Genomic DNA, 15,430 nt, shown 5'->3' on the forward strand with positions numbered 1-15,430 from the left:
GCGAGGGCACAAGGAGGGGAGAAACACATGGGATTCGCGGAGAAGCGCGGAAACTACTGGCGCGGCCGGTACAAGGTCGCGCCCGGCAAGCACCTCACGGTCGCCGACGACCAGGGCAGGACCATCAGGTTCGCCACCAAGGGTGAGGCCCAGCGCGCCGCGAGCGAGGCCGAGAACAAGTACCGGCGCGGCGACTGGCGCGACCCGGCCCTCGGCCAGGAGACGTTCGGCGAGTACGCGAGCCGCTGGTACGAGGCCCAGGACCTGGCCGCATCGACGATGCAGAACTACAAGCGCCACATCGAGGAGCACCTGCTCCCCGACTTCGAGGACAAGGCCCTGGTCGGCATCCTCCGCACGGACGTCGAGCTGTGGGAGAAGAAGGAGCGGGCCCTGTATGCGGCCTCCAGCGTCAAGACCTGGCGCTCGACGCTCCACCTGATCCTCGAAGACGCGATCGACGAGGGCCTGCTCACCTCCAACCCGGCCGCCAGGCGGCGCGGGCGCGGCAAGCGCGCCGGCCGCTCACGCGACCGCGGACCGGAGAAGGTCATCACCGACGCACTCGGCATCCTGCTCACCGCCGAACGGGCCTCCCTGCTCTCCGGCCGCGACGACGAGTTCGTCGCCGTCGTGCACAAGGGCTACACCGGCATGCGCTGGGCTGAACTGGTCGGCATGGAGACGGAGTTCGCCCGACCTGGATCCTTCCGCGTCGAGTGGCAGCTGTACGAGCTGGACACCGGCGAGCTGGTGCGCGTCCCGCCCAAGGACGACAGCTACCGCAGCCTCGACTCGCCGGACTGGCTCTCCGCCCTCGTCGCCCACCACGTCGCACGCACGAAGCCGACACCGTGCCCCTGCCACGGCAAGACCTACGTCTACCGAGGTCTGGGCGCTGCCCGTACCGGCGGCCACCAGGGAGCCAAGCTCACCGACGTCGCCCGCCGCGCCGGCGTCTCCACGGGCACGGTGTCCAACGTCCTCAACCACCCCGCCCGCGTCGCCGATGCCACCCAGGCGAAGGTGGAGCAGGCCATCGCGGACCTCGGCTTCGTACGCGGCGGCACGGTGTCCGAGCACGCGCCCCACTGGCGCCGAAACGGCTTCGCCACCTGGCTCTTCACCCCGGCCGTCTCCGGCTGGTACCCGAAGAAGGCACCCCAGGAGGCCCGCCCCGTCCCGCTCCTCGGCGAACCGTGGCCCGGCGTCCCGGCCCGAGGCCGCAACGCCACCGACCGAGCGGACGCCTGCTGGGCCCCGATCGCCAAGGGCCTCACACCCCACGGCCTGCGCCACACACACCGGACGATGATGGAAGACCTCGGCACCGAGAAGGTCCTCATGGACGAGCGCATGGGCCACATCGACGGCTCCGTCTCCGCCCGCTACGCCCACGTCACCCCCGGCATGCGCCGCCGCCTCATGGCCGGCCTGACCGAACAGTGGGAGGCGGCGCTCGACGCCCGTCTGGCGATGTGTCCGACGTCACCGGTGCGCGTGCTCAACGACCTTCTGCGCGCCCGCCAATAGAACGAAGGCTGTTCGGCTGACACCCGAGCAGCCCTCGGCGCGCTACATGCCTACAGCCAGGAGATCGTCTGTTCTTCCGTGCACGGCGTGCCTGCCTCGGTCCATCGGTGCACGATCGTCCCCTGACGAGCGGTCTCCATGTCGAGAGCGAGGAGGAACTCGACGAAGGACTTGGACGGGATGCGGGCGGCGGCCAGTTCGTCGAGTACGTGCGGGTTGTCGCCCTCGCCGACGGGCCTCATCTCCAAGGCGACATTCTCGGCAGCGACGTCTCCCAGGTTCTCCACGCGCAGTCGCTCCCTCACGCGCCGCATCCTGGTTCGACCTTTGCTGTCCTGCTTGGGTTCGGTGTCCCACTGGAAGCTTGAGCGGAGGAGCGCGCCCGTCTGCGGGCTTTCGGACGTGCCGCTCTCTGGGGTGCCGGCCGCGTACGCATCGTGCTCCAGGCACGTCCGTACCTTTGCCTTGAGATCATCCGCAGATGCGTAGCTGCCAGTGAGGCCGTGCTCTTGGAGTTCCTTGCGGAACGCGTTCAGAGCGGCGAGCTGTTCCGGATCGTGGTCGCGCGGGATCGGCGCGTCGGAGAAGAAGACGTGGACGGCCGCACCGCGATCACGGGCTCGGAGGATCTCTTCGGCCGTGCCAGAGACCGCACGCTTCGTCGCCTGGCCGAGGCGGCTGTTGAAGACCGCGATGACGATGTCCGCCTCGTCGGCGAACTGTGCGTTGATCACCTCCTGCGCATCGCCCTGCCCGACCAGCGGCACTGCCCCCAGTTCCCATCGAAAGGGAAGGAGGTGGATCTTGCGCCTCATGGTGTGGTCGCTGTTCCAACTGCGGATGGAGTCCTCCACCACATCGCGATCAGGAGCGGTGTCGCCCGGGGATGCGATGAGGACGCTCAGCGTCAGGGTCTGGATGGCCATGGCAGCAAGCTAGCCGCGGGCACCGACAGTCCACCCCGGACAGCGGGTCTCTACGACTTGGGAGCCGGATCCCGAGTCGGCTCCCAAACGGCTCCCAAGCCGACCCCGGAAACCACTCAGGGGCCTGATTCGATCTCTCGAATCAGGCCCCTGACCTGGTCTTACTGGCTGTCGGGGTGGCGGGATTTGAACCCACGACCTCTTCGTCCCGAACGAAGCGCGCTGCCAAGCTGCGCTACACCCCGATGTCGCTGCTCTGTTCTTCACGTCGCGGCGACATCGATTACTTTAGCCCACCCGCGCCCAGAGACGAAATCCGGTTTTCACGGGGCCCCACCGCAGGTCGGAAGCGGTCCACCGTGACCAGGAGCAGGCCCAGGACGTAGAAGGCCACGCCGAGGACGACCGCGTTCACGAGGACGCCGCCGTAGCCGTGGTCGGCGACGTCCAGGAAGGGGTACGTGTAGCGGGTCGGGGAGGTGGCGGGGAGGAGGGCGCCGCGGATCAGGGCGAAGGCCAGGTAGGCGCCGGGGGCGGCCAGCCACTGGGCGGCGTGGCGCCAGTGGAAGGCGGCCGGGCGGGTGAGGAGGAGCCAGTCCAGGACCACGCCGATCGGGGTGACGGTGTGGAGGAGCTGGTTCGAGACCGCCTTCGCGCCGCTGAGCGTCGCGAAGTGGTCGGCCTGGTTGAACGGGCTCGACGGGTTGTCCAGGACGAAGTGGAAGACCAGCCCCACGACGGAGATGCAGAGCACCACGCCGCCCGTCCACAGCACCGGCAGCGGCGGCTGCCGCCGCCAGGCCCGTACCGCGCCCAGACCCAGCACCACCGCCACGGCGGCGTTCGACCAGATCGTGAAGAAGCTGAAGACGACGAGCGGGTTCCCCTCGACGCACTCGATCACCAGGCCGACCACCGCGGCCAGGGCGAGCAGCCCCCGCACCACGGCGCTCAGGACCGGCCGAGCGGGGGACGAGAGCGACGGGAGCGACGGGAGCGGCGTGGGTGACGCCAGTGACTCAGGCGACTCGGGCGACTCAGGCGACGACGAGGGTGACATGGGCACACCGTATGCGCCCGACCCCCGAGGCCGTACCCGTACCCGTACGCGCTACGCCCGCGCCGTCAGCGTCAGCAGCGTCGCCTCCGGCGGGCACGCGAACCGCACCGGCGTGAACCGGTTCGTGCCGCAGCCGGCCGAGACGTGCAGGTAGGAGGTGTGCCCGCCCGCCGTGTGGGTGGACAGGCCCTTCACCCGGTCGGTGTCCAGGTCGCAGTTGGTGACCAGGGCCCCGTAGAAGGGGATGCACAGCTGCCCGCCATGGGTGTGACCGGCGAGCAGCAGCTCGTAGCCGTCGGCCGTGAACGCGTCCAGCGCCCGCAGGTACGGCGCGTGCACCACGCCCACCGAGAAGTCCGCGTCCGCCTCGGGACCGCCCGTCACCCGCTCGTACCGGTCGCGCTTGATGTGCGGGTCGTCGACGCCGGTGAAGGCCAGCTCGGTGCCGCCGGGCAGCTTCAGCCGGCCGCGGGTGTTGGTCAGGTTCACCCAGCCCGCCGCGTCGAACGCGTCCCGCAGCCCCTCCCACGGGTTGTGCACGGCGCCGACCACCGGCGGATTGCCGTTGAGGCCGTGCTTCCCCTGCACCTTCTCCTTCAGATAGAGCGCGGGGTTGCGCAGCCGCGGCCCGTAGTAGTCGTTGGAGCCGAAGACGTACACGCCGGGGAAGTCCATCAGCGGCCCGAGCGCGTCGAGCACCTCCGGCACCGCCTCGGTGTCGGACAGGTTGTCGCCGGTGTTCACGACGAAGTCGGGGCGCAGCCCGGCGAGCGACTGCAGCCAGCGGCGCTTCTTGTTCTGTCCGCGCACCATGTGGATGTCGGAGACCTGGAGGACCCGCAGGTCGCGCATGCCCCGGGGGAGCACCGGGATGGTCACCCGGCGCAGTCGGAACGAGCGGGCCTCGAAGCCCGCCGCGTAGACGAGTCCGGCCGCCGCCGTCGCGGTGAGGCCGGCCGTGACCTTCAGGGGGATCCCGTACCGTGCGCGCATCCCCTTATCGTCGCAGACCCGCTGAGCGGAAATGCGCGGGCGGTACGCGTCGGGCACCTGCCACACTTGATCCCATGACCACGCTCAAGGGCAAGCTCCACGACGACCTCAACACCGCGATCAAGGCGCGCGACGAACTGCGTTCCTCGACCCTGCGGCTCACCATGGCCGCGATCCAGAAGGAGGAGGTCGCGGGCAAGACCAAGCGCGAGCTCTCCGAGGACGAGGTGCAGAAGGTGATCGCCAAGGAGGCGAAGAAGCGCCGCGAGGCCGCGGACGCCTTCAGCCAGGGCGGTCGCGCCGAGCAGGCCGCGCGGGAGCTCGCGGAGGGCGAGATCCTCGACGCGTACCTGCCGAAGCAGCTCACCGACGACGAGCTGGGTGCGCTGGTCGCCGCCGCCGTCGAGGAGGCGAAGGCGGCGGGCGCCGAGGGCCCGCGCGCGATGGGCGCCGTGATGAAGATCGTGAACCCGAAGGTCGCGGGCCGCGCGGACGGCGGCCGGGTGTCGGCGCTGGTGAAGCAGCTCCTCGCGGGCTGATCAGCGGACCCGCTCAAGAACGTAGAACGAGGAAGGTGCCCCTCCCGAGTGATCGGGAGGGGCACCTTCCTCGTTCGTCAGATCCGCGGCCGCTCAGGTCCGCGGCCGCTCGGGGCGGCCATCGTGCCCTACGGGCCGTTGCCGCCGCCGTCCGCCCCGCCGGTCCCGCCGCCTCGCCCGTTCCCGCCGCCGATCACGCCGGGCGGGAGGCTGATGCCGGGGAACGGCGACCCGTCGCCGGGCTTGTCGCCGGGCTTGCCACCCGGCTTGCCGCCCGGCTTGTTGTCGTCGCCGGGACGACGGCCCTTGTCCTTCTCCTTGTCCTCCGGCTGCGCGCCGCGCGGCACCGCGATCGGCGTGAAGCCGGGCGACGAACCGTCCAGCGCGCCGGTCATCGCGATCCGCCAGATCGGACCGGGGAGGCAGCCACCACAGACCTTGTCGTAGTACGTGCCGCCGATGGTGATGTCGTACATCGAGCGCTTCTCGCCGACGTCGTCACCGACCCACACCGCGGTGGACAGGTTCGGGGTGTAGCCGACGAACCAGGCGTCCTTGCGGTCGTTGGTCGTACCGGTCTTGCCCGCGTTGTCGCGGTCGCTCAGACCGGCCCGGGTACCGGTGCCGTCCTCGACGACGCCCTTCAGCATCTGGTTGACCGTGTCGGCGGTCCGCTCGCTCATCGCCTTCGAGCACTCGCTGCGCGGCACCTTCAGATTCTCGCCGTTGGCCGTGCGGATCGACTCGACGACGACCGGCGTGCAGTACGTGCCGCGGTTGGCGAAGGTCGCGTAGACCGAGGCCATGTCGAGCGGGGTGGCCTCCTGGCCGCCGAGGGTGATGGAGGGGAGTTCCTTCAGCGTCTTGCCGAGCTCCCGCTCGTACCCCATCTTCTGCGCCATGGTGACCGTCTCGCAGAGACCGGTCATCTGCTCCAGCTGCGCGAAGTAGGTGTTGATGGACTTGCCGAGCGCGCTGGTCATGTCCCAGGTGCCGGCCTCCTCCTTCAACTCGTTCTGCGGGTCCCAGGTGCCGCTGCCGGACGGGCCGCCCTTGCAGGTGGTGTACGAGCTCATCGGCACCGAGATCTTCCACGGCGTCGTGAACGACTGCGCCGGGCTCAGCCCCTTCTCCAGCGCCGCCGCGGCCGTGATCGGCTTGAACGTCGAACCGACCTGGAAGCCGAAGGTGGTGCCGCCCATCTTCTTGCCGACGGACAGGTTGAGCGTGGTCTGGTGCAGCTTCTGGTCGAGACCGTACGGGCGGGACTGACCCATCGAGAGGATCTTGCCGGTGCCCGGCTGGACCTGGACCACCGAGGCGGCGACCGGGTCGTCCTTGTCGACCTTGGCGATGGCGGCCTCGTTGGCGGCGGCCTGGGCGCGCGGGTCGAGGGTGGTCTTGATGGTCAGACCGCCGAGGTTCCAGAGCTTCTGGCGCTCCTCGGAGGTCTTGCCGAAGACGGGGTCGTTGAGGATCGTCTTGCGCACGTAGTCGCAGAAGAAGCCGGCGCCGTCGACGGCGGTGATGCAGCCGTTCTTCGGCGTCTTGACCTTCAGCTTGACCGGGGTGGCCTTCGCCTTGTCGGCCTCCGCCTGGCTGATGTCCTTGACCTCGGCCATCCGCTGGAGGACGACATTGCGGCGCTTGGTCGCCTCCTGGATGTCGTTCACGGGGTCGTAGCGGCTGGGTGACTGGACCAGGCCGGCCATCATGGCGGACTCGGCCAGGGTGAGGTCGGCGGCGTGCTTGGAGAAGTAGCGCTGCGAGGCGGCCTCGATGCCGTACGCCTGCTGCCCGAAGAACGTGATGTTGAGGTAGTTCTCCAGGATCTTCTTCTTGCCCAGCTCCTCCTCGACCTGGATCGCGAACTTCAGCTCGCGCACCTTGCGGCCCATGGTCTGCTGGGTGGCCTGGGCGACCTTCTCGGGGTCGTCACCGGCCTCCTCGACGAAGACGTTCTTCACGTACTGCTGGGTCAGCGTGGACGCGCCCTGCGCGACCCCGCCCTGCTGGGCGTTGCGGTTGATCGCCCGCAGTACACCCTTGAGGTCGATGGCCCCGTGCTCGTAGAAGCGCGAGTCCTCGATCGCGACGATCGCCTTCTGCATGTACGGGGAGATCTTGTCCAGCGGCACGACCGTGCGGTCCCGCGAGTACACCGTGGCGATGTGGCCGCCCTCGGAGTCCAGGATCTGGGTGCGCTGACTCAGCGGCGGTGTCTTCAGGTTGGCGGGGATCTCGTCGAACCCCTCGACCGTGCCCTTCGCCGCCAGTCCCAGCGCCCCGGCCGCGGGCAGGGCGATGCCCGCCAGCACGGCTCCGGAGAGCACACTGACACCGAGGAACTTCGCGGCCTGCTGGGTCCCGGTCAGACCCCCGCCGGAGCGCTTCTTTGCCATGGAGGCAGCCTAAGCGGTAGTGATGAGCGTTCCGTAGACGCAGGGGCCTCTCGGAGCGTTCGCGTACCAGACCGTGACATCCGGGCGGGGCGGGGAGTCCACCCGGCGGGTCCGGGCGGGTCCGGGCGGGCCGACGCCCAGGTTCCTCGGTACGGGGGCCTCGGTACGGGTCGCTCCGCGCCGGAGCCCCGATACGGGGGCCGCCGGATGCCTACGTTCGCATTCGCCGGACACGCCCATATGCCTTGGCCTAAGCTGCTCCCAACTGTCACAGCAGTGCGGTCCCGCATCACCCCCCTTGGGCGTCTCTGTGTGACATCGGCAGGATTTTCCGCGTCCCCGAAGCGCGGTGAGTTCATGCCCGAATCAGGCTCATGCCCGATACGACTTGTATGTCTTGGCGTCACTCCCCTGGGTGATCTGCCGGGCACGCATAGTCCGTTCGGGCCATTCAAGATTGGGCCCGAAGGGGGTGTTGCGCTGTCCCTACCTTCCGTAACGTCCCAACTGGCAGCGGTGAATATGCCGCTACCGCCGTGGGGGAGCCTCGATTCGGGAGAGGACGGCGCCGGTATGGGCTGGGTAGCTGACTGGAGTGCGCAGGCGGCCTGCCGCACTACCGATCCGGATGAACTTTTCGTGCAGGGCGCGGCGCAGAACAGAGCGAAGGCGGTGTGCACCGGCTGTCCGGTGCGGACCGAGTGCCTCGCGGACGCCCTCGACAACCGTGTGGAATTCGGCGTGTGGGGTGGCATGACGGAGCGCGAACGCCGCGCCCTGCTGCGCCGCCGTCCCACCGTCACCTCGTGGCGCCGGCTCCTGGAGACCGCGCGCACGGAGTACGAGCGGGGCGCGGGCCTGCTGCCCGTGGCGATCGACGACGACGCGACGTACGAGACGTACGCGGCCGCGGGCTAGGCCGGGCGTCCGCTCACGGCAGGCGGCCGACGGTCAGTCGGTCACCGATGGCCCGCAGTCCTTCGAGGTCGTGCACGTCGCCGGGCAGAGCGGCCACCTCGGCGACGGCCACCTCGGGGTGGAGCGCGGTGAAACGATCGCGCGTGCGCTGCTCGCGCGCGAGCACCTGCATCCGCTCGGCGTGCAGGCGCAGCAGACCGGCGGTGAGTTCCTTCACGTCCGCGTCCACGTCGGCTGTGGGGGCAGCCTCGGACGGGGCGATGCGTGCGGCGGGTGCGGTGGTGCTTTCGGCGGCGGTGGCGAGGTCTGCGGCGGGGTCCGCGACCGGGTCTGACGGCTCGGGAGTGGTGGCACGGGAGCCACGTCCAACAGCCTTCCCGCCCGCCTGATCCACAATGCGCCCCTCTTCAAGATTTTCTGCGGCGGCCCGCGCCCGCTCGGCGGACAGCCGGGCGGCGCCGCTGCCGTGGACCCGGTTGAGGACGAGCCCGGCCAGCGGCATCCCCTCCGCGGCCAGCCGCTCCACGAAGTACGCCGCCTCGCGCAGCGCGTCCCGCTCGGGCGTCGCCACCACGAGGAAGGCGGTGCCGGGCGCCTGCAGCAGCTTGTACGTGGCGTCCGCGCGGGTCCGGAAACCGCCGAACATCGTGTCCATCGCCGCCACGAACGTCTGCACGTCCTTGAGGAACTGACCCCCCAGCAGCTTCCCCAGGGTCCCCGTCATCATCGACATCCCGACGTTCAGGAACTTCATCCCGGCCCGGCCGCCCACCTTCGCCGGGGCCATCAGGAGCTTGATGAACTTCCCGTCGAGGAACGACCCGAGCCGCTTCGGCGCGTCCAGGAAGTCCAGCGCGGAACGGGACGGCGGGGTGTCGACGACGATGAGGTCCCACTCGTCCCTGGCCCGCAGCTGCCCCAGCTTCTCCATCGCCATGTACTCCTGCGTACCGGCGAACCCGGCCGACAGGGACTGGTAGAAGGGGTTCTCCAGGATCGCCCTGGCCCGGTCGGCGTCCGCGTGCGCCTCGACGATCTCGTCGAAGGTGCGCTTCATGTCGAGCATCATCGCGTGCAGTTCGCCGCCGTCGCAGCCCTTGATGCCCTCGACCTTGCGCGGCACGTTGTCGAGCGAGTCGATGCCCATCGACTGGGCGAGCCGCCGCGCCGGGTCGATGGTCAGGACCACCACCCGCCGCCCGCGCTCCGCCGCCCGCACCCCGAGCGCGGCGGCCGTCGTCGTCTTGCCGACCCCGCCCGCGCCGCAGCACACGATGATCCGGGTCGCCGGATCGTCGAGCAGCGGATCCAGCTCAAGGACGGGCGCCAGATCCATCCCGGCTCCGGAACCGGAACCGGCCCCGGCCCCGGCTCCGGCTCCGACCCCGGAACCGCTCCCGGCCCCGGAAGCGCCCGCCACCGGGCCCGCTGCCGAGCCCTCCGGCCGCTCCGACCTCTCCGGCTTCGTCACGCGCCCACCCCCTGCCTCCGCAGCTCCTTCGCCAGCCGGTACAGACCGGCGATGTCCGCCCCGTCCCCCAGGAAGGGGAGTTCGATCGTCGGGACCCCGATGCCGTGCAGCGCCTCCCGCTGCGCCCGCTCCAGCTCCACCCGTTGGGCGTGCTCCGCCGCCTCCGCCAGGAGCGGCTCGACCAGCTTCGTGCCGCCCTTGACCCCGGCGGACGCCAACGCGCCCGCGATGGCCTCGCGATGGCCGCCGGCGGCGGCCCGTACCGCCGCCTCGTCGAGGACGTGCGGACGAACCATGTTCACCACCACCTGCCCCACCGGCAGCTCCGCCGCGCGCAGCTCGGCGATGCCGTCGGCGGTCTCCTGGACCGGCATCTCCTCCAGGAGGGTCACCAGATGCACCGCGGTGTCCGGGGACTTGAGGAACCGCATGATCGCCTGTGCCTGGTTGTGTATCGGGCCGATCCTGGCCAGGCCCGCCACCTCGTCGTTCACGTTGAGGAAACGGGTGATCCGGCCGGTCGGCGGCGCGTCCATCACCACGTAGTCGTAGCTGAAACCGCCGTGCTTCTCCTTGCGGCGGACCGCCTCGCACGCCTTGCCGGTGAGGAGCACGTCCCGCACGCCGGGGGCTATCGTCGTCGCGAAGTCGATCGCGCCCAGCTTCTTCAGCGCCCGCCCCGCGCTGCCCAGCTTGTAGAACATCTGGAGGTAGTCGAGGAGCGCCCGCTCCGCGTCGATGGCCAGCGCGAAGACCTCGCCGCCGCCGGGCGCGACGGCGATCTTCCGCTCCTCGTACGGCAACGCCTCCGTCTCGAAGAGCTGCGCGATGCCCTGCCTGCCCTCCACCTCGACGAGGAGGGTGCGCTTGCCCTCGGTGGCGAGGGCGAGCGCGAGTGCCGCGGCGACCGTCGTCTTACCGGTACCGCCCTTGCCGCTGACGACCTGGAGCCTGCTCACGTCTTCGAGCCTAACCACTGGCGGCCCCGGCCAATCAGACGGCCGCCCCGGACGCGACCCGGAACGAACCCCGACCGCCCCCTAGGGGCGGCCCGGCGGATGGCACGGCGGACAGGGCGCCAGGGCCGACCGCCCTCCGCCAGCGGCTACAGTCGGCTCATGACCAAGTGGGAGTACGCGACTGTGCCGCTGCTGGTGCACGCGACGAAGCAGATTCTTGACACCTGGGGCGAGGACGGCTGGGAGCTCGTCCAGGTCGTGCCCGGCCCGAACAACCCCGAGCAGCTCGTGGCCTACCTGAAGCGGGCGAAGCCGTGACGGCGGCCGCCGGAGCGGCCGGAGCCGTCGAGGCGAAGATCGCCGAGCTGGGCCTGACCCTGCCGGAGGTCGTGCCGCCGATCGCCACGTACCAGCCCGCCGTGCAGTCCGGCGTGTACGTCTACACCTCGGGCCAGCTCCCGATCGTCGGCGGCAAGCTGTCGCTCACCGGCAAGGTCGGCGCCGAGGTCACCGCCGAGGAGGCCAAGGAGCTCGCGGCCACCTGCGCGCTCAACGCGCTCGCGGCCGTGAAGTCGGTCGCCGGCGACCTGGACCGGATCAAGCGGGTCGTGAAGGTGGTCGGCTTCGTCGCCTCCGCCCCCGACTTCACCGCCCAGCCGGGCGTCATCAACGGCGCCAGCGAGCTGCTCGGCGCCGTCCTCGGCGACAAGGGCGTGCACGCCCGCAGCGCCGTCGGCGTCACCGTCCTGCCGCTGGACGCGCCGGTGGAGCTCGAGATCCAGGTGGAGCTCGAGTCGGCCTGAGGCCGCCGCGGTGCCGCCCGCCGCATCTCGTCCGAGAGCCGTTCTCCGCCCACCCGGGCGGAGAGCGGCTCTCGTGCATTCCGATGCTTGCGCATAGCATCCGGCCATGTCGAATGGTCAGACGAACGGTCAGACGAACGGTCGGGCGGACAGTCGGACGGACGGTCGGGCGGACGGTCAGTGGTACCCACCGGAATGGCCCGACCGGATCCGCGCCCTCACCGCAGGTGAGCTGGTCCCCGCGACACCGAGGCGCGCCGCCACCGTGCTGCTCCTGAAGGACTCCGTGGACGGCCCGCTCGTCCACATGCTGCGCCGCCGCGCCTCGATGGCCTTCGCGGGCGGCGCGTACGCCTACCCCGGCGGCGGCGTCGACCCGCGCGACGAGCACCCGGTGCGCTGGGCGGGCCCCTCCCGGGAGGACTGGGCGAAGCGCCTCGGCCTCACCGACCCCGGGGAGGCCCAGGCCGTGGTCTGCGCCGCCGTCCGGGAGACGTTCGAGGAGGCGGGCGTCCTGCTCGCCGGGGAGACCGCCGACTCGGTCGTCGGCGACACCACCGGCGACGACTGGGAGCGGGACCGGGCGGCCCTCGTCGCCCGCGAGCTGTCCTTCGCCGACTTCCTCGACCGGCGCGGCCTGGTGCTGCGTTCGGACCTGCTCGGCGCCTGGGCGCGCTGGATCACCCCCGAGTTCGAGCCCCGCCGCTACGACACCTGGTTCTTCGTCGCCGGCCTTCCGGCCGGCCAGCGCACCAGGAACGCCTCCTCCGAGGCCGACCGCACCGTCTGGATCCGCCCGGCGGACGCCGCCGCCGGATACGACCGGGGCGAGCTGACGATGATGCCGCCGACCATCTCCACCCTGCGGACCCTGGAGCGCTACCGGAGCGCCGAGGAGGCCCTGGACTCCGCGCCGGAGCAGGACCTGACCCCGGTGCTCGCCGAGGCCCGCCTCGACGGCGACCTGCTGGTGCTGAGCTGGCCGGGGCACGACGAGTTCACCAAGCGCATCCCGACGGGCGGGCGGCCGGGCACCCCGACGGGCGGGGCGACCGGCGGCCCGAAGGGCGGGGGCGCGTCATGAGCGACGCCGCCGCGCTCCCCGGGCAGCCGCGCGGGGTCGTCACCACCGGACCGGCCTCCACGCGCGCGTACAACGTGCTCGCGCCGAATCCCTCCGCGATGACCCTGGACGGCACCAACACCTGGATCGTCGCCGAGCCCGACGCCGACCTCGCCGTCGTCATCGACCCGGGGCCGCTCGACGAGGGCCATCTGCGGGCGGTGATCGCGGCCGCCGAGAAGCTCGGCAAGCGGGTCGGCCTCACCCTCCTCACCCACGGCCACCCCGACCACTCCGAGGGCGCCGTCCGGTTCGCCGAGCTGACCGGCACCAAGGTGCGGGCGCTCGATCCGGCGCTGCGGCTCGGCGACGAGGGTCTCGGGGCGGGGGACGTCATCACCACCGGTGGTCTCGAACTCCGGGTGGTGCCCACCCCCGGGCACACCTCGGACTCGCTGTCGTTCCACCTCCAGGCCGACCGCGCCGTACTGACCGGCGACACCGTCCTGGGCCGCGGCACGACGATCGTGGCCCATCCGGACGGGCGGCTCGGCGAGTACCTGGACTCGCTGCGGCGGCTGCGCTCGCTGACCGTCGACGACGGCGTGCACACGGTCCTGCCGGGCCACGGGCCGGTCCTGGAGGACGCGCAGGGGGCGGTGGAGTTCTACCTCGCGCACCGCGCGAACCGCCTCGCGCAGATCGAGACGGCCGTCGAGGCAGGTCACCGGACGGCGCCGGAGGTGGTGGAGCACGTGTACGCGAACGTGGACCGCTCGCTGTGGCCCGCGGCGGAGCTGTCGGTACGGGCGCAGCTGGACTATCTGCGGGAGCGCGGCCTGATCTGAGCCGGGGCGGCGGGGGCCGATGGACCGGGGCCGAAAACACAGCCCCGGTCAGGACCCGGCCCCGGCCCCGGCCCTGGCCCGCCCCGGCCTCGTCGGAACCTTTCCGGTACCCGCAACCTTCCGGCCTTCCCCCGTGTCTTACGCTCCGCTTACACAAGGCCGTAGCTCCCGGGGGGAACTCGTGTTCGTCATAGCCATTCTGTTGGTCATAGCGGCGGTGGTGCTCTATCTCGTCGGCCGCGCGAACGACACCCGCGGCCTCAAGCTCGGCGCCCTCGGCGCCGTGCTGGCCGGCCTGTTCTCGCTGATCGTGAGCATGACGTACGTGGTCAGCGCGTACGAGGTCGGCGTCCCGGTCGCGTTCGGCAAGGTCGGCGATCCGATGTCCTCCGGCATGCACGTGAAGTCGCCCTTCACCAGCGTGACGACCTTCTCGACCCGCCCGGTCGACCTCAACCTCTCCGACAAGGACGTGGTCGAGGTGCGCTCCTCGCAGGGCGGTGTCATGTACGTCGAGATCACGGTGAAGTGGGCGGTGCACCCCTCGAAGGCGGTCGAGCTCTACAAGCTCGCGGGCAGCGAGGACGCCATCCAGCAGCGCCTGGTCTACCCGGACAGCCGGGAGATCGTCCGCAACGTCTTCGCCCGCTACACGAGCGAGCAGGGGTACGCCTCCGACCGCGAGAAGATCAACGCGGAGCTCGCCGGGCTGATCACGAAGCGCCTCGCCCCGCGCGGCATCGACGTCACCGCCGTCAACCTGCGCAATGTGAAGCCGTCGGACGCGCTCCAGGGCCAGATCGACCGCAAGATCCAGCAGCAGCAGGCCACCGAGCGGGCCCTGGAGGCGGCCCGTACCGCCAAGGCCGAGTCCGACCGGCGCCGGATCGAGGCGGAGGGCATCGCCCGCGCCAACAAGATCCTCAACGACTCGCTGACCGACAAGGTCCTCACGAACCAGTGCATCGACGCCTACAAGGAGGCGGCGGCCAAGAACCCGGTCTACGCGGTGCCCTGCGGCAACGGCAACACGGCCCCGGTGATCGTGGACGGTTCGAAGCGCTGACCGTCGCCCGCTGACCGGCGCCCGTCGCCCGTCGACCGGTCCCGGGTACGCGGAAGGGGGCCGTCCGGATGATCCGGACGGCCCCCTTCCCGTACTGGCACTGCTACTGCTCCAGCTAGCGCTACTGCGACGGCTCAGCGCGAGCGCTTCGCGAGGCGCTCCACGTCGAGCAGGATCACCGCGCGGGCCTCAAGACGCAGCCAGCCGCGCTGGGCGAAGTCGGCGAGCGCCTTGTTGACCGTCTCGCGGGAGGCGCCGACCAGCTGGGCCAGCTCCTCCTGGGTGAGGTCGTGGACGACGTGGATGCCCTCCTCGGACTGCACGCCGAAGCGGCGCGACAGGTCGAGGAGCGCGCGGGCGACCCGGCCCGGCACGTCGGAGAAGACCAGGTCGGACATCTGGTCGTTGGTCTTGCGCAGGCGGCGGGCGACGGCGCGCAGCAGGGCGCTGGCCACCTCGGGGCGCGCGTTCAGCCAGGGCTGGAGGTCGCCGTGGCCGAGGCCGAGCAGCTTGACCTCGGTCAGCGCGGTCGCCGTGGCGGTGCGCGGGCCCGGGTCGAACAGGGACAGCTCACCGATCAGCTCGCCGGGGCCGAGCACGGCCAGCATGTTCTCGCGGCCGTCGGGCGAGGTGCGGTGCAGCTTCACCTTGCCTTCAGTGACCACGTAGAGCCGGTCGCCCGGGTCCCCCTCGTGGAACAGCGCGTCGCCTCGCGCGAGCGTCGCCTCACTCATCGAGGCGCGCAGCTCGGCGGCCTGCTCGTCGTCGAGCGCCGCGAACAACGGGGCGCGCCGCAGAACGTCGTCCACGAGTTCTCTCCTATGTCGACCTCAGTGCGATCAATCACAA

Annotated in this window: 15 protein-coding genes and 1 tRNA gene; 8 read left to right on the forward strand and 8 right to left on the reverse strand. The window is 70.8% G+C overall.

The annotated features are described in order from the left end of the window. Positions 1 to 27: 27 nt before the first annotated feature. A complete protein-coding gene (locus tag ACIPXM_RS23280) occupies positions 28 to 1,533 on the forward strand; it encodes a LacI family DNA-binding transcriptional regulator (protein ID WP_401658339.1) in 1,506 nt (501 codons plus the stop codon). 50 nt (positions 1,534 to 1,583) lie between these two features. On the opposite strand, the gene ACIPXM_RS23285 is transcribed toward ACIPXM_RS23280, so the two are convergent. From ACIPXM_RS23285 to ACIPXM_RS23300, 4 genes are all read right to left on the reverse strand, one after another. Next, positions 1,584 to 2,459, reverse strand: a complete 876-nt coding sequence (locus ACIPXM_RS23285) for a hypothetical protein (RefSeq protein ID WP_401658341.1) — start codon at positions 2,457 to 2,459, stop codon at positions 1,584 to 1,586. Positions 2,460 to 2,630: 171 nt separating this feature from the next. Next, positions 2,631 to 2,704 (reverse strand) — tRNA-Pro (locus ACIPXM_RS23290). 38 nt (positions 2,705 to 2,742) lie between these two features. Beyond that, positions 2,743 to 3,405: a Pr6Pr family membrane protein gene (locus ACIPXM_RS23295; RefSeq protein ID WP_401658343.1), complete on the reverse strand. Its 663-nt coding sequence runs from the start codon at positions 3,403 to 3,405 to the stop codon at positions 2,743 to 2,745. Between the two features lie 165 nt (positions 3,406 to 3,570). After that, positions 3,571 to 4,512, reverse strand: a complete 942-nt coding sequence (locus ACIPXM_RS23300; protein WP_401658345.1) for a metallophosphoesterase — start codon at positions 4,510 to 4,512, stop codon at positions 3,571 to 3,573. A 74-nt stretch (positions 4,513 to 4,586) separates the two neighbouring features. On the opposite strand from ACIPXM_RS23300, the gene ACIPXM_RS23305 reads away from it, so the two are divergent. Continuing rightward, a complete protein-coding gene (locus tag ACIPXM_RS23305; RefSeq protein WP_401658347.1) occupies positions 4,587 to 5,051 on the forward strand; it encodes a GatB/YqeY domain-containing protein in 465 nt (154 codons plus the stop codon). A gap of 128 nt (positions 5,052 to 5,179) precedes the next feature. Here the strand turns inward: ACIPXM_RS23305 and ACIPXM_RS23310 are convergent, their stop codons facing one another. Continuing rightward, positions 5,180 to 7,453: a transglycosylase domain-containing protein gene (locus ACIPXM_RS23310; RefSeq protein WP_401658349.1), complete on the reverse strand. Its 2,274-nt coding sequence runs from the start codon at positions 7,451 to 7,453 to the stop codon at positions 5,180 to 5,182. Between the two features lie 573 nt (positions 7,454 to 8,026). Here ACIPXM_RS23310 and ACIPXM_RS23315 point away from each other — a divergent pair. Next, the gene (locus ACIPXM_RS23315; RefSeq protein ID WP_401658352.1) at positions 8,027 to 8,371 is read left to right on the forward strand and encodes a WhiB family transcriptional regulator; all 345 of its coding nucleotides are present in this window, start codon (positions 8,027 to 8,029) and stop codon (positions 8,369 to 8,371) included. Between the two features lie 13 nt (positions 8,372 to 8,384). On the opposite strand, the gene ACIPXM_RS23320 is transcribed toward ACIPXM_RS23315, so the two are convergent. Together ACIPXM_RS23320 and ACIPXM_RS23325 are read right to left on the reverse strand one after the other, a co-directional pair. Next, on the reverse strand, positions 8,385 to 9,707 hold the full coding sequence (locus tag ACIPXM_RS23320; RefSeq protein ID WP_401658355.1) for an ArsA family ATPase: 1,323 nt from the start codon (positions 9,705 to 9,707) through the stop codon (positions 8,385 to 8,387). Positions 9,708 to 9,838: 131 nt separating this feature from the next. Next, a complete protein-coding gene (locus ACIPXM_RS23325) occupies positions 9,839 to 10,801 on the reverse strand; it encodes an ArsA family ATPase (protein ID WP_401658357.1) in 963 nt (320 codons plus the stop codon). Between the two features lie 159 nt (positions 10,802 to 10,960). Between ACIPXM_RS23325 and ACIPXM_RS23330 the strand changes: the two genes are divergently transcribed. The 5 genes from ACIPXM_RS23330 (at position 10,961) to ACIPXM_RS23350 (ending at position 14,581) form a co-directional block, all read left to right on the forward strand. Beyond that, complete coding sequence (locus ACIPXM_RS23330) at positions 10,961 to 11,119, forward strand: DUF4177 domain-containing protein (RefSeq protein ID WP_344089422.1); 159 nt, start codon at positions 10,961 to 10,963, stop codon at positions 11,117 to 11,119. Then, positions 11,116 to 11,604, forward strand: coding sequence for a RidA family protein (locus tag ACIPXM_RS23335; protein ID WP_401658362.1), 489 nt, complete (start codon positions 11,116 to 11,118; stop codon positions 11,602 to 11,604). The genes ACIPXM_RS23330 and ACIPXM_RS23335 overlap by 4 nt, the downstream gene beginning before the upstream one ends. 106 nt (positions 11,605 to 11,710) lie before the next feature. Next, positions 11,711 to 12,688: an NUDIX hydrolase gene (locus ACIPXM_RS23340; protein WP_401658365.1), complete on the forward strand. Its 978-nt coding sequence runs from the start codon at positions 11,711 to 11,713 to the stop codon at positions 12,686 to 12,688. Further along, entirely contained in the window at positions 12,685 to 13,515 is an 831-nt protein-coding gene (locus tag ACIPXM_RS23345) for an MBL fold metallo-hydrolase (protein WP_401658368.1), read from the forward strand. Before ACIPXM_RS23340 ends, ACIPXM_RS23345 begins: the two co-directional genes overlap by 4 nt. Before the next feature lie 181 nt (positions 13,516 to 13,696). Then, positions 13,697 to 14,581 (forward strand): prohibitin family protein, encoded by an 885-nt coding sequence (locus ACIPXM_RS23350; RefSeq protein WP_401658370.1) that lies wholly within the window; start codon positions 13,697 to 13,699, stop codon positions 14,579 to 14,581. 134 nt (positions 14,582 to 14,715) lie between these two features. Here the strand turns inward: ACIPXM_RS23350 and ACIPXM_RS23355 are convergent, their stop codons facing one another. Further along, positions 14,716 to 15,390, reverse strand: coding sequence for a Crp/Fnr family transcriptional regulator (locus ACIPXM_RS23355; protein ID WP_046910193.1), 675 nt, complete (start codon positions 15,388 to 15,390; stop codon positions 14,716 to 14,718). Between the last annotated feature and the right edge of the window lie 40 nt (positions 15,391 to 15,430).

It is taken from the genome of Streptomyces sp. NPDC090025 (genome assembly GCF_044748125.1).
Classification (GTDB): Bacteria; Actinomycetota; Actinomycetes; order Streptomycetales; family Streptomycetaceae; genus Streptomyces.

Excerpts from the sequence above, each read along its gene's own strand:
- ACIPXM_RS23305 (WP_401658347.1), top strand. The coding sequence starts at position 4,587 with ATGACCACGCTCAAGGGCAAGCTCCACGACGACCTCAACACCGCGATC.
- ACIPXM_RS23345 (WP_401658368.1), top strand. The coding sequence starts at position 12,685 with ATGAGCGACGCCGCCGCGCTCCCCGGGCAGCCGCGCGGGGTCGTCACC.
- ACIPXM_RS23340 (WP_401658365.1), top strand. The coding sequence starts at position 11,711 with ATGTCGAATGGTCAGACGAACGGTCAGACGAACGGTCGGGCGGACAGT.
- ACIPXM_RS23285 (WP_401658341.1), bottom strand. The coding sequence starts at position 2,459 with ATGGCCATCCAGACCCTGACGCTGAGCGTCCTCATCGCATCCCCGGGC.
- ACIPXM_RS23315 (WP_401658352.1), top strand. The coding sequence starts at position 8,027 with ATGGGCTGGGTAGCTGACTGGAGTGCGCAGGCGGCCTGCCGCACTACC.
- ACIPXM_RS23330 (WP_344089422.1), top strand. The coding sequence starts at position 10,961 with ATGACCAAGTGGGAGTACGCGACTGTGCCGCTGCTGGTGCACGCGACG.
- ACIPXM_RS23320 (WP_401658355.1), bottom strand. The coding sequence starts at position 9,707 with ATGGATCTGGCGCCCGTCCTTGAGCTGGATCCGCTGCTCGACGATCCG.
- ACIPXM_RS23280 (WP_401658339.1), top strand. The coding sequence starts at position 28 with ATGGGATTCGCGGAGAAGCGCGGAAACTACTGGCGCGGCCGGTACAAG.
- ACIPXM_RS23310 (WP_401658349.1), bottom strand. The coding sequence starts at position 7,453 with ATGGCAAAGAAGCGCTCCGGCGGGGGTCTGACCGGGACCCAGCAGGCC.
- ACIPXM_RS23300 (WP_401658345.1), bottom strand. The coding sequence starts at position 4,512 with ATGCGCGCACGGTACGGGATCCCCCTGAAGGTCACGGCCGGCCTCACC.